Below are 13,475 nucleotides of genomic sequence, written 5' to 3' on the forward strand. Positions count from 1 at the left end.
TCACGGGACATTTCTTGTGGGTTAATTCAGTAGCATTCAGCCCGGATGGTAAAACCTTAGCTTCTGGAAGTCTGGATACAACCATCAAACTGTGGGATGTCGCCACGGGGAGGGAAATCGCCACCCTCACGGGACATTCAGATTCGGTTCTTTCAGTAGCCTTCAGCCCGGATGGTAAAACCTTAGCTTCTGGGAGTGAGAGTTTTCGCGGAATTGATAACACCATCAAATTGTGGGATGTCGCCACCGGGAGGTCAATCGCCACCCTCACCGGACATTCATCTTGGGTTAATTCAGTAGCCTTCAGCCCGGATGGTCAAACCTTAGCCTCTGGGAGTGTGGATAGAACCATCAAATTGTGGGATGTCGCCACGGGGAGGGAAATCGCCACCCTCACGGGACATTCAAGTAGGGTTACTTCAGTAGCCTTCAGCCCCGATGGTAAAACCTTAGCTTCTGGGAGTGAGGATGGTATCAAGATTTGGCGGGGGCGTTAATGGTCATGGTGTTGACGGTTGACTGTTGACGGTGGTCGGTGAGCGGAGTCGAACCGTTGACGGTTGACTGTTGAGGGTGGTCGGTGAGCGGAGTCGAACCGTTGACTGTTGACTGTTGACTGTTGACGGTTGACGGGTCAGGGGTTAAGAGCTACTCCTCATATCCCCCACTTCTGACCATACAGCAGTTTTCAAGTAAATAAAATACACACCTTAACATCATAAATCTTGTGGGGTGGGCATCCTGCCCGCCCCTCAATACCTCACTCAGATAAAATGCGCTGTAAATCTCCAGAGAAGTCGGGGATATTGTCCAGCAAAATCAAGCGATCGCATCTTGCAGAAGGTACTAAATAGGACAATCTATTTAATCAGTAGAGACATTGAGGGAGAACGTCTATACCCGGCGGGGTAGAATAGAGCAAAATTAGCTCTTATACAGTAAAATTCCCCTATGTGCCGCTTACTTGCCTACCTGGGTCAACCCGTCACCCTAGAAGACATACTATATAAACCGGAACATTCCTTAATAGTTCAGAGTTACCAACCGCGGGAAATGACCGCTGGGGTAGTGAATGCAGATGGCTTTGGTATAGGTTGGTATCATCGCCAAAAAGATACCGCCCCATTTACCTACAGAAATACCCTACCCATCTGGAACGATTTAAACCTGCCTCATCTGAGCCGTTATGTAGAATCTGAATGTATACTAGGTTATGTTCGCAGCGCCACACCGGGACAAGCCCTAGATTTTGCCAATTGTCAGCCCTTCCACCACCAACAACAGCTATTTATTCACAATGGATATATTGAGAACTTTCGTCAATCAGTATACCGAAAAATCCGTAATCAATTAACTCCTGATTTTTACGACCACATTCATGGTAGTACGGACTCAGAACATATTTTCGCCCTGCTACTGTCTCAAGGTCAAATCAATCAACAGCTACCTCCCGAAGATGCTTTACACAGTACCTTAGTCATCTTATTAGAAATGGCAAAACTGCATCAAGTAACGGTTTCCGCCAACATAGTCTTGAGTGATGGTCATCGTTTGATTGCTTCGCGCTTTTCTAGCAGTACCCCCGCACCATCTCTATATTGGCTCAAAGATGACCTCAATTTTCCCCAATCTGTAATTATTGCCTCCGAACCGTTATTTACTGGTAATTGGACTGCTTGTCCAGAAAATAGCATTATCAGTGTGGGAGAAGACCGTGATATCCAGATTAAATCAATCTAGTCTCAAAGAGGCTATTTTTAACGCTTTGGTGGAATGTCGCCTTAAAACCCAGACCCTGTTTGAGGGTATGGAGGAATCGACATTTTGTAGTCAACCTCATCCTGATTTTAGTCCTGTGGGTTGGCACTTAGGGCATATTGGCTTTATTGAGTCTTTATGGTTACTAGAACATAGCGGGGGTCTCCCTTGTCCTTTCCCCCAATACCGCAAACTATTTGCAGCTGATGGTTTACCTAAATCACAACGTGTACAGTTACCCCATCTTCAGGAAATACTTTATTTCTTGGAAACGGTCAGAAAACAGGTTTTGGAACGTTTGGAAGTGATTGATCTTGAAAAAGAAGAACGTCTTTGGCGCTTTTTGATTCAGCATGAAAGCCAACACTGTGAAATTATCAGCTTTGTGCTGGAATTGATGAATCGGGAAAAAGTGAAGATGACAAAGATGATTTCTGGGGGTGAAATCAGCAATATTACTGAGATGATTCTCATCCCCGCTGGTGAATTTGAACAGGGAAGCGATGATGTATATGCTCTGGATAATGAGCGCCCCGCCCATAAGAGATATTTAGAAACTTATTATATTGACCGCTATCCGGTGACTTGTGGACAGTATCGCTTATTTATGGCAGCCGGCGGTTATGATGATTCTCGGTGGTGGTCAGCCGCTGGGTGGAAATGGCGGGAAAATCAGCAGGTCATTCAGCCATTATACTGGAGTGGCGATCGCCATGGGGACAATCATCCGGTTTGTGGTGTTAGTTGGTATGAAGCCGAAGCTTATTCACGATTTGTGGGTAAACGCCTCCCCACAGAAGCTGAATGGGAAAAAGCCGCGAGTTGGGATGCAAAAGCTGGTTGTAGTCGCGTTTATCCTTGGGGGAATAAATTCCCCACATCTGAATATTGTAACTGCGATCGCTCCATTGGTGAGACAACACCAGTCAATGACTACCCTGCGGGGAAAAGTAGTTATGGCTTATACGACACTCTCGGTAATGTCTGGGAGTGGACTAGTACTTGGTTTGATGGTTACAATGGTTTCCAGAGCTACCCTTATATTGGTTACTCCCAGGTTTATTTTGACCAGCAGCACCGGGTTTTAAAAGGCGGGAGTTGGGCTACACGCCCTTGGGGACTACGTGCTAGTTTTCGTAACTGGTATCATCCCCATGTACGGCAAATTTTTGCTGGGTTTCGCTGTGCTACTAGTTAAGGTTTAAAAAATTTCCACTGAGGTAATTTCAGCAGTACTTGACGACAGTAATTTCTCACAGCACTTAGTAGACGATAGGATTTACGAATCATATCTAATGTAGAGTATGATACATGCAGTCGTAATGGGGATAACACAGGGAGATAAAACCAGTAATAAGCCGTTTTGAGGTCATTCCACTTTGAACAGGGTTCTTCATGTAGGAAATCTGAGATATCTACTACCAATCCTCTACCCTGGTACATCATCACATTACGACCGTGGACATCATGGGGTCGTAGTCCACGACTTTGAGCATATTCAAGAGCCTGGTCAATATCCCGTATGACTTGTTTGGGGATAGATAATCCCTGGTGTAGACAGTCGTACAGAGTTGTGCCATAAAGCCGTTTCAAAACTAAAAAGTTATCTTTAGCATATAAACACTCAGAGAAAGCAGGGTGAGAACCCAGAAGACGATAGACCTCTATTTCCTCTGTAAAGCCTGGGCGATTAGGGGCATAAATTTTCACGACTAAATCTGGGTGATGAGGATGATAAACGACTACAGCATAATTCCCTTTGCCAATCAGCCGCCAGGGTTGTGGTAGATACCTGACCTTGATGGGATTACGTGAGTCCACACTTTCAATTTCTAAGCTAGGTAGTAGTTGCTGATCAATAATCTCTAGCAAATCCTGTGGGGGTAACTGGTTCATGTTACATAAACTAGTTGGGTCTAATGTTGAGTTTAGCTGTTTGTACTGACTTATCCGACAAATTTCTACTTGACTTAGTTCAACTCGATTCGTTTTTTATATAAAATCAGTAAAGTCGTGAAAAAAACTTGATTAATCTAGCTCAGGCGTGATGTGATGGGCTATGAATATGTGTTTCATTGGGTGGGGTAAAGCTTACCCTAACTTATTTTGTGCTGAAATACACAGTATCCCGTATGCTCAATGAGGAATTAAGTTGGAGGTTGAATGTCAATATCTCAGGTTGCTAGTAGCTTCACTTCTGAACATAGTATTGAAGAGCGCTTACAAATAGAGCATTTAATCCCCAAAAACCCCCTATTTGTTCCCAGTGCTGGGAGTGATGTAATTAAGGGATTAACTCAAACACCCAAAACCCTTCCCGCTCGTTATTTCTATGATGACCGTGGCTCTGATTTATTTGAGCAAATCTGTGAGTTACCAGAATATTATGTCACACGTACAGAAACCAAAATTTTACAGCAATATGCTGGTGAAATTGCCAGGATCACCGGACCTTGTGAATTGGTAGAGTTGGGTAGTGGTAGTTCCACCAAAACTCGTATAATCTTAGATGCCTACGCACAACTAGGCCACACCCTGCAGTATATGCCCATTGATGTCAGTGCAGGGATATTAGAAACCAGTGCTAAACAGCTATTAGCAGATTATCCCTCTTTGAAAGTTCATGCCCTAGTGGCAACCTATGAGTTAGCATTAGCACAAATATCGCCGACAAAATTATTCAGCAGAATGATTAGTTTTATCGGTAGCAGTTTAGGTAATCTCAATCCCCAAGAATGTGATGTGTTCTTTACTCAAATTACCAACGCTTTACAAGTGGGTGATTATTTTCTCCTGGGTATAGATTTACAAAAGCCCAAACATATCGTAGAACCAGCTTATAATGATGCCCAAGGTGTGACAGCAGCTTTTAACCTGAATATGTTAGAGCATTTAAATCACCAGTTTGAAGGGAATTTTGACACCACCCAGTTTGAACACTGGGCATTTTACAATGAAGCTCAAAGTCAAATTGAGATGCATTTACGCTCTTTGCGATCGCAGTCTGTAGAATTAAGCGCCCTCAACCTCACCGTTGATTTTGCTCCGGGGGAAACTATCCTCACAGAAATCTCCCGCAAGTTTAATCTTAACATGATGCAAGAACAGCTCACCGCCGGGGGTTTAGTACCCATCCAGGGGTGGACTGATGCTGATGGCTGGTTTGGTTTATTGCTTTGTCAGCTACAAGCATAAATTTTCAGGAATTTAAGGGGGGAGGCAGTTTTTCCCTCTCCCTTCACAGCCAATTACCGGGAGTTTTGCTAAAAGATACAAAAAAAGGTCACACTTTTTGCCAAGATGATAGTATTATTTCCCCAAACTTCAATTGGCAATGGTCGGCATGAGTGAAAAAATAATAGACAGCAGCGGGAAAGGTTTTCTCGTTCTGCTTTTGCCAATCTCGTTTTTAATTATTTTCCTGGTTGCTACCTGGAAAATTTTGCTGGTTATGTTAATGGTAATCATTGGCTTCCGGGCTGTGCAAGAATATCAATGGCAAAAGTGGACTGAGCAAGTTAATCCGATTTTTAATGAGTTGCTCTGGGAAACCCAAGGCAAAATTACCGCCATGGATTTAGCAATTAAGGGTAATTTTTCCGGAACAACGGCAAAACGCTATTTAGATAGTAAAGCTAGTGAGTTCGGTGCAAGTATACAGCCTTCACAGGATGGCGGTGAGGTTTATTACTTTATCAGCGCCAGTATTCTCGGCGATATCCTGGACAGTAGCGAACCGGTTACACAAGTTTCACCTTCCTCAGTCACTCAAAGAAACCTATCTCTTTTAGCCCCACCAGCAACCCCACCAGTAAATTTAGAATCAGAAACTGAAGCACCACCACCAGAAACCCATCAAGCAGTTAAGCGCTCACTAGAACAACAGTTAATGTTTGGTTCTCTCATCCAATCGGAACTAGCCAAGCGACTAAATGTGTATTCTAGCACGGTGTATAAACGGCGTAATGATCCAGACTTTTCGGAGTGGAGTCGCAACAGAGACCCTGATAGTATTGCTTGGAAATACTCAGAAAAAACTAAGGAGTTTTTTCCCCTAGAGGAAGGTGAAACATGATTGATGTTTAGTTATTCACAATTGTTGATACCTACAGCCTCGGTGATGGAATTTAACTGATGTTTTTCCAGTTCTAACAGCAAACCTTCCAGAATACGGCGCACCATCATTGGTCCTTGGTAAATCCAACCGGTGTATACTTGAATTAAACTAGCACCTGCAGTGATTTTTTCCCAAGCGTCTTGGGGGGTAAAAATGCCACCGACACCAATAATAGGGATGGTTCCTTGGGTTTGCTGCCAAATATACCTAATTACCTCAGTGGAGCGATCGCGTACCGGCGCACCGCTAATTCCCCCAGGCTCCTCCTGGGGTGATTTGCCTGTTTGCTCAATTAATTGAGTTCTCAATCTATCCCGGCTAATGGTAGTATTAGTGGCAATAATCCCAGCTAATTGGTAAGTTTTCGCTAAACTGATAATGTCTGCGATCGCCTCCCAGGTTAAATCTGGGGCAATCTTGACAAAAACCGGCTTTTGTGTCTGGTTTTCCTGCTGTAATAACTCCAAGATGGTACTCAGCATTGCAGCATCTTGGAGCGATCGCAGACCTGGAGTATTAGGAGAAGAAACATTAACCACAAAATAATCCCCCAAGTCCTTGAGTAAGCGAAAACTATGTAAATAATCTTCCCCTGCTTCCTCTAGGGGTGTCACCTTAGATTTACCTAAATTTATCCCTATGGGAATTGTTCGCCCTAAATCTTGGTAATCTGTGCTGAGTCTGGTAGCCATTGCTGCAGCACCACTATTATTAAAACCCATGCGATTGAGAGCAGCTTGATCCAATGGTAACCGAAATAACCGCGGACGGGGGTTTCCTGGTTGGGGTACAAAAGTCACAGTTCCTAATTCTGCAAAACCAAAACCCAGACTAGACCAGATTTTTGCCCCCACCCCATCCTTATCAAAACCCGCTGCTAACCCCAACGGATTGGGAAACCTTAGCCCCCATAAATTTTGTTCTAAGCGTGGGTCTTGCAGACATAAAGACTGCTGTAAACGTCGATTAACCCAATGAGCAGAAGGGTTGCGAGTGTGGGAGAGCCAGTTTAAAGTACTAATAGTTTGCTGATGTAACCACTCTGGGTCAGCCTTGATGACATTAAATAATACGGGACGAATTACTTGGTAAAAATCCATTGCCAATTTTACTCATAAATATCTCAGAATAACTTAGTCTGACTTCCCCACCCGTAACAGTCATTCATAATCTAATTCACCACATTGATACATGCTATCGTCAATTAAACCTGGACTAAACACCCAGATGTTTTATAAAACTTTTATAAAACATCAATACATACACCGGAACTTTGACACATCCTCTTACAAATCTGAATATATATGGGGCGTAAAGTATCTAAATCTGACCTACCTGAAAAAATCTGTCCTGTATGTCAACGTCCCTTCACCTGGCGCAAAAAATGGCAAGATTGTTGGGATGAGGTGAAATACTGCTCAGAACGTTGTCGTCGTCGTCGTTCTCAAGTTCAAAATTAAAGGGACTGCAAAAAACACTATTTCCTAGTTACATTAATGGGAATACACACGCACATAGCGCAAGGGTGATAAATCATGAGGGTGCAACCAAAAGTAATTATTCATGGGGGAGCTGGTAGTTCTCTCCAAGGTAAAGGAGGTTTAGAGTCCGTACGCCGTTCACTACATACCATAGTCGAGGCGGTTTATTCTCTACTACTGTCAGGCGCAACTGCATCTGAGGCGGTGTTGCAAGGTTGCAGAATGTTAGAAGATAACCCCCGCTTTAATGCTGGTACTGGTTCGGTTCTGCAATCGGATGGTCAAATTCGTATGAGTGCTTCTTTGATGAATGGTGCATCGGGGCGCTTTAGTGGTGTAATTAATGTTTCACGGGTAAAAAATCCCATTGAGTTGGCACAATTTTTACAAAGTTCTCCAGACAGGGTACTGTCGGATTATGGGGCGGCGGAACTAGCACGGGAGTTACAAATTCCCAGTTATAATGCTTTAACTGATTTAAGATTACAAGAATGGATACAAGAACGCCAGGATAATTTTCAAAGCACTATGGCTGGTGTGGTGGCAGAACCGGAATTAGCCCCAAGTAGTAATGCAGGGCGGGGGACCATTGGCGTAGTAGTTTTAGATACTTATGGTTGTGTGGCTGCGGGTACTTCTACCGGCGGTAAAGGCTTTGAGCGTATTGGTAGAGTCAGTGATTCTGCTATGCCGGCTGGTAATTATGCTTCTAGTTATGCTGGGGTTAGCTGTACCGGTATTGGGGAGGATATTATTGATGAGTGTTTAGCCGCTAAGATTGTGGTGCGGGTAAATGATGGTATGTTGCTCAAGGATGCAATGCAGCGCTCTTTTACGGAGGCGAGTCAAAATCATCGGGATTTAGGGGCGATCGCACTGGATGCGACTGGGGTAATAGCATGGGGTAAAACCAGTCAAGTCTTACTTGCTGCCTATCATAATGGTGAGGCGATTGGTGATACTTTGGAATGGAATGATGGCCAGTTAATCGGTTATTGTTAAATTCGCCCCAAGGCTATTTAGTCCCCTCCCCTTGGGTTAGGGGCTCACAGGGGTAGGTTTTTAATATGATCTGTGAAGGGAAGACCACCGAAGACAAGGAAGGAAAGTGGACAACGAAGATTTTATACGGACAATGGTCTTTTAAGGGGCTATTTTTGTGACTAAGAATACAGACTTTGTACTGTTTTCCTCCCTTGTCACCTTGTCCACCTTGTCCACCTTGTCTTACCCTCACGACAATGTAGAAAACCTACCCTTGTAAGAGGGTTAGGCTGGGGTGAGACTTCAACCATGAATGAGTTGTAAAGCCAGCGTTAATATTTCTGATTCTTCAACCATAGTGGCTAATTCTTCAGCTTCATAACGCCCTTCAAAGGCTTCTACGGATGCTTTTTTGAGTGCTATTTCATATCCTTGTTGGAGAATATCGCGCATTTGTGCATAGTTGAGATAATTACCCCCTGATTTGCGCCGCTGATTGATTTTTTTGATTTCCCGCACAGCATTGGCCATGGAAATCTCCCAAGAGCGAGTTAAACGTTTTTCTGCTTGCTGTTTAATTAAGTGGATGAGAAGAATAACCCCATAACTATCAATTTTATTGATTTTGTCGCTGAGGCTCATTTCTTCTAACTCATCCACCAGCAGTAAAGCTTGCTCAATTTTGCCTTGTTCTAGAAGTCGCCTGAGTTCTAGTAGTTCTTCCATGTTGAAGACGGAAATTTGGGCTAAAATATTAATCTAACTAATTTAGCCATCCTTTTTCATCTGCCAATCTGGTTTGACTACCTGACGACTACGAGCAATTACCAAGGAATTATCAGGAACATCTTCTGTGACAGTGGAACCTGCAGCTACGTAAACATCATCACCTAAAGTCACCGGTGCTACTAAAACACTATTAGAACCGGTTTTAGTGCGATCGCCTATGGTGGTAGGATGTTTGTTCACACCGTCGTAGTTAGCGGTAATTGTCCCAGCGCCAATATTGACTTGTTGACCAGTGGTTGTATCGCCTAAGTATGATAAATGTGCCGCATTAGTGCGATCGCCTAACTGAGTATTTTTCAATTCTACAAAATTACCGACCCGGCAATGACTACCTACCTCAGCATGACCGCGTAAATGAGCATAGGGACCAATTTTACTACCAGTCTGCACCACACTATCAGTAATTACCGAATACTGCACCCTGACATTTTCACCCAAGTGGCTATTTTCAATTAAACACCCAGGTCCAATGCGACTCCCGGTATTAATAAAAGTATGACCTCGCAGGTGGGTTTGAGGTTCAATAATCACATCTGCCTGTAACTCTACCGTATCATCAATAGTGATACTGTGGGGGTCAATCAGGGTAACACCAGCAGTCATCCATTTTTCCTTGACTCGCCCTTGTAAAATTTCGTATGCTGTGGCTAATTGTAGGCGGTCATTAATGCCTAAAATTTCTTGGTAATCTTCCACATCCACAGCCATAACCTGACCCACTTGAGTCACAGCATCAGTGAGATAATATTCCTTCTGAGCATTATTTGCTTGTAGGTGGGGTAGAACCTGCTCTAATTGCGGCCAATTAAAACAATAAACCCCCGCATTAATGCGGCGATTTTGTCTTTGAGCAGCGGTACAGTCCTTATGTTCCACAATTTGCTGCACTACATTCTCACTATTACAAAAAACCCGCCCATAGCCTTGGGGTTCAGGAACGTGAGAAGTCAGGATAGTAGCGGCGTTATTATTGTCTTGGTGAGTTTGTAATAAGTTTTTGAGAGTCTGAGTGCGTAATAAAGGTACATCCCCATTTAAAACCAGCAAATCCCCAGTATAACCCTGTAAATGGGGTAGTAGTTGCTGGATAGCGTGACCTGTCCCCAGCTGCTCGGTTTGTTCCACAAACTCTAAAACCGGGGATTTGATGGCGGTTTTTACTTCTTCACCCTGATACCCTACAATCACCATCCGTCGAGAGGGTAAAAGCGGTTCTACACTGTCAAGAACTCTTTGTACTAGCGATCGCCCCCCCAAATGGTGTAAAACCTTGGGTAAGTGTGATTTCATCCTTGTACCCCGTCCCGCCGCCAGAATTGCTACAACTACCATAATTTAGTTATCATAGATTTGGCCTCAAATCATACCAGCTTATCAATGTGATGTCATATAGCTGATGTGAGGCTATTTTCCTGAAAACCAGCGTTTACGCCAACTAGAAGTAGGTTCTAGGGGAGAAACTTCCTGTTCTTGGTTCCGTCGTCTGAGGATGACATCAGCAGCATCTATTAATTGTGGGTCGCGGTAAGGAACAGCAGCACGGGTTTGTAAATGCTCTTTTTCCGATTCACAAAGGGGTGGGAGACTATTCCCAGGATATCCGGCAATTGTACCAGGCGATCGCCTGCCCACAGGAGGAGTAGAACCGATTTCTAACCCCGCAGCTAATAGCGCCGTGCGCACCGCAGCAGCACAAGAATAAGTTGCTAGCAAACCTTGGGGATGTAAACACCCAGCTACCTTTTGCATAAACTCCACAGTCCATAACTGAGGACACCGGGGAGGAGAAAAGGGGTCTAAAAAAATTGCATCAGCGAGAAACCCTGATTGATGTACCTGGGTAATTAAATTTCTCCCATCACCAATCAGCAGTTTCCCCTGAAACCGACTTGTTTTCACTTGCTGCTCAACAGCCAATTGAGTTAAAATCGCCGTATACTCATAGTGCCAATTATCAAATAGCCCATGGGCGATCGCCGCTTGTGGTACAGATGGATTCAGTTCTAAGCCAATTAATTCTACATTACAATGGGGATTCACTGCCCAAATTGTCTGCAAAGCGGCGGCTGTGTTGTATCCTAGACCATAGCAAATATCTAAAATTCGCAAACTTGGTTTAACAGCAGAGGTTTCTAATCCAGTAGGAACTACAAACTTTAAAAAACTTTCCTGTTTAGCTCCAAAATGGCTATGAAACAATTCACCAAACTCATCAGAGATAAAGGTGAATGAACCATCTGCTGTTACTTGTGGTTTAAATTCTTCTAAATTTGGCGTTGCACTTGTCATGAATAACACCCAAATTGCTGTTTCCCCTGCTTGGTTATTTGCACATCTTAACGATCCAGATATCGTTATTGTTGATTGTCGCTTTTCTCTGGCTCATCCACAACTGGGAAAACAACAATACCAAGCCACTCATATCGAGGGTTCCTATTACCTAGATTTAAATTTAGACCTTTCTAGTCCTGTCGGTCAACATGGCGGTAGACATCCTTTACCAAATGTCCATGATTTCGCCGAGAAATTAGCAGCAATCGGGGTAAATTCTCAAAAAACTTTAGTTGTAGCTTATGATGATTCCCGCTTGGCCTTTGCATCCCGTCTGTGGTGGTTATTACGCTACCTAGGACATCAGCAAGTAGTCGTATTAGATGGAGGGTTTACAGCATGGCAACAAGCTGGTTATCCTGTCACCGATATCATACCCCAACCCAGACCAGGACAGTTTGAACCAATGGTAAATCCGGACTTATTAGTAAACTATGAAACCGTCAAAACTCGCAAAGACCTACCCACAGTCACCTTAGTAGATTCCAGAGAAGGCGATCGCTACAGGGGAGAACGAGAACCAATAGATAAAATTGCTGGTCACATTCCCGGTGCAGTTAACTATCCTTGGTTGGAAATTACCGACTCATCCGGCTATTTACTTTCACCCTCACAGCAACGCCAAAGATGGGATAAACTAGCAACATCCCCAGAAATTATAGTTTATTGTGGTTCCGGTGTCACTGCCTGTGTAAATTTACTTTCCTTAGAACTAGCTAATATTCACACCGGAAAACTTTATGCTGGTAGTTGGAGCGATTGGATTAGTTATGATTAGTTATTTACCCCCATCTTCCAAATCGGCTATAGCGTAAGCAAATTCACTAAAAGCAGTTTTAATTAACATCTCTTTCATACTTCTGTCTAACCGAGAGTTGCGGATGATATCAGCTAACTCCACAAACAGCAAAGAAAACATATAACGGTCTTGGCGGTCAACCTGTTTTAAACAAGATAAGATAAAACTATAAAGCTCTGTTTGTCGTGGTTTAGTTTGTTCGTCCCACATTTTCAAACCAAGGCGGAAAGTTTTCAGGCGAATTTCATTACTGTTATAAGACGTATCTTTGTAGCGAACTGATACGCGCTGGGGGATGTCCATAAGTTTTAGAGATGGAGACTGCATATAGATTTATGCATGTATTTCTGACTGCATCCGGATCAAAAATAATCAATATTTCCCAACAGATGAGCTGCTTAACTGTTGGGAAGTGTCTTCGTCACAGACCATGGGATGGTATATTTATTCCATGATTTAAGAAGTTCTTTTTTCGCAACCAATACCATTGTGATTACGGTCAAATCCGTGGGGGTCGGGAGGTAATGTTTTGAAGTTCCGTTCAGTAATATCGCTGCAATTAAGGTCAGGTGGATATTTAGGAATGCAAACATCTGGGTAAGCAGGGTCACAGCCGCTTGTCTTTTGAGCAGAAATTTCTAAATTTCTGACTGCATGCCTAAAATCCCAAGGCATTTGGGGGTCAGGTTGGCTCCAAAAACCCAAACTTTTTTCTTTCGCGGATTTTTCAGCTTGTATGAAGCTATTTTGATGCTTTACACAATTCTTGAGATACCGAAGATACACAACAGCTTTTCCTTCTTCTACCATATTAACGTTAATGTTGCGATCGCCAATTAATACCTCTGCTACTAAGCGGTTATATTTATCAGCGTCTACAGGTTCGAGAGTGACTACTTGACCAATGGGAAGCAGTTGCTTTAGTGTGGCTGTGGATTCATTTCCCCAAGGTTGTTGGGATGTTTCTGGTGCATCGATACAAGCCAAACGGATTGTCTTAATTACGGTACTAGTTTTTACCCTAATTGTGTCTCCGTCACTCACACTAATCACTGTACCACTGATATTCTCAGCCGCGACAGACAGTGTGGGAATAAAAGCCAGAAATAGAATAGCAATAAATATGATTAAGCGATTGATGTTTTTTTGTAATATTTGATCCATAATCTCAAGATTTTTTAAGTTTTATTTAAGTTTTATTTAAGTTTTATGATTT

General features: G+C 43.2%; 15 protein-coding genes. 8 read left to right on the plus strand and 7 right to left on the minus strand.

Annotated features, from left to right (window positions below; all coding sequences use genetic code 11):
• The 3 genes from PN457_RS07235 to egtB form a co-directional block, all read left to right on the plus strand.
• Nucleotides 1–497, plus strand: a 497-nt coding sequence (locus tag PN457_RS07235; RefSeq protein ID WP_271732320.1) for a WD40 repeat domain-containing protein, incomplete at its 5' end; no start/stop codon positions are given.
• A 454-nt stretch (nt 498–951) separates the two neighbouring features.
• Nucleotides 952–1,740: an ergothioneine biosynthesis protein EgtC gene (gene egtC / locus PN457_RS07240; RefSeq protein WP_271732322.1), complete on the plus strand. Its 789-nt coding sequence runs from the start codon at nt 952–954 to the stop codon at nt 1,738–1,740.
• Nucleotides 1,715–2,956: an ergothioneine biosynthesis protein EgtB gene (gene egtB, locus PN457_RS07245; protein ID WP_271732323.1), complete on the plus strand. Its 1,242-nt coding sequence runs from the start codon at nt 1,715–1,717 to the stop codon at nt 2,954–2,956. The genes egtC and egtB overlap by 26 nt, the downstream gene beginning before the upstream one ends.
• Here egtB and PN457_RS07250 read toward each other — a convergent pair.
• Nucleotides 2,953–3,654 (minus strand): serine/threonine-protein kinase, encoded by a 702-nt coding sequence (locus PN457_RS07250; protein WP_271732325.1) that lies wholly within the window; start codon nt 3,652–3,654, stop codon nt 2,953–2,955. The genes egtB and PN457_RS07250 overlap by 4 nt on opposite strands.
• A gap of 267 nt (nt 3,655–3,921) precedes the next feature.
• Between PN457_RS07250 and egtD the strand changes: the two genes are divergently transcribed.
• Nucleotides 3,922–4,953, plus strand: a complete 1,032-nt coding sequence (egtD, locus tag PN457_RS07255) for an L-histidine N(alpha)-methyltransferase (protein WP_271732326.1) — start codon at nt 3,922–3,924, stop codon at nt 4,951–4,953.
• A gap of 148 nt (nt 4,954–5,101) precedes the next feature.
• Nucleotides 5,102–5,833: a hypothetical protein gene (locus PN457_RS07260; protein ID WP_271732327.1), complete on the plus strand. Its 732-nt coding sequence runs from the start codon at nt 5,102–5,104 to the stop codon at nt 5,831–5,833.
• A gap of 11 nt (nt 5,834–5,844) precedes the next feature.
• On the opposite strand, the gene PN457_RS07265 is transcribed toward PN457_RS07260, so the two are convergent.
• Nucleotides 5,845–6,975 carry a quinone-dependent dihydroorotate dehydrogenase gene (locus tag PN457_RS07265; protein ID WP_271732328.1) on the minus strand — a complete coding sequence of 377 codons (1,131 nt, stop codon included), beginning with the start codon at nt 6,973–6,975 and terminating at the stop codon, nt 5,845–5,847.
• Nucleotides 6,976–7,179: 204 nt separating this feature from the next.
• On the opposite strand from PN457_RS07265, the gene PN457_RS07270 reads away from it, so the two are divergent.
• Entirely contained in the window at nt 7,180–7,335 is a 156-nt protein-coding gene (locus PN457_RS07270; RefSeq protein WP_271732329.1) for a DUF2256 domain-containing protein, read from the plus strand.
• 75 nt (nt 7,336–7,410) lie between these two features.
• A complete protein-coding gene (locus PN457_RS07275) occupies nt 7,411–8,358 on the plus strand; it encodes an isoaspartyl peptidase/L-asparaginase (protein WP_271732330.1) in 948 nt (315 codons plus the stop codon).
• 285 nt (nt 8,359–8,643) lie between these two features.
• Here the strand turns inward: PN457_RS07275 and PN457_RS07280 are convergent, their stop codons facing one another.
• From PN457_RS07280 to PN457_RS07290, 3 genes are all read right to left on the minus strand, one after another.
• Entirely contained in the window at nt 8,644–9,066 is a 423-nt protein-coding gene (locus tag PN457_RS07280; protein ID WP_271732331.1) for a DUF29 family protein, read from the minus strand.
• A 42-nt stretch (nt 9,067–9,108) separates the two neighbouring features.
• Nucleotides 9,109–10,461, minus strand: coding sequence for a bifunctional UDP-N-acetylglucosamine diphosphorylase/glucosamine-1-phosphate N-acetyltransferase GlmU (gene glmU, locus PN457_RS07285; RefSeq protein ID WP_271732332.1), 1,353 nt, complete (start codon nt 10,459–10,461; stop codon nt 9,109–9,111).
• 72 nt (nt 10,462–10,533) lie between these two features.
• Nucleotides 10,534–11,418, minus strand: a complete 885-nt coding sequence (locus PN457_RS07290) for a tRNA (5-methylaminomethyl-2-thiouridine)(34)-methyltransferase MnmD (RefSeq protein ID WP_271732334.1) — start codon at nt 11,416–11,418, stop codon at nt 10,534–10,536.
• Between PN457_RS07290 and PN457_RS07295 the strand changes: the two genes are divergently transcribed.
• On the plus strand, nt 11,417–12,238 hold the full coding sequence (locus PN457_RS07295; RefSeq protein ID WP_271732336.1) for a sulfurtransferase: 822 nt from the start codon (nt 11,417–11,419) through the stop codon (nt 12,236–12,238). The two genes, PN457_RS07290 and PN457_RS07295, sit on opposite strands and share 2 nt — an antisense overlap.
• Here the strand turns inward: PN457_RS07295 and PN457_RS07300 are convergent, their stop codons facing one another.
• Nucleotides 12,239–12,562, minus strand: coding sequence for a hypothetical protein (locus PN457_RS07300; protein ID WP_271732413.1), 324 nt, complete (start codon nt 12,560–12,562; stop codon nt 12,239–12,241).
• A 153-nt stretch (nt 12,563–12,715) separates the two neighbouring features.
• Nucleotides 12,716–13,423, minus strand: coding sequence for a thermonuclease family protein (locus PN457_RS07305; protein WP_271732338.1), 708 nt, complete (start codon nt 13,421–13,423; stop codon nt 12,716–12,718).
• Between the last annotated feature and the right edge of the window lie 52 nt (nt 13,424–13,475).

The sequence above is a fragment of the Anabaenopsis arnoldii genome (assembly GCF_028331025.1).
Lineage (GTDB): Bacteria > Cyanobacteriota > Cyanobacteriia > Cyanobacteriales > Nostocaceae > Anabaenopsis > Anabaenopsis arnoldii.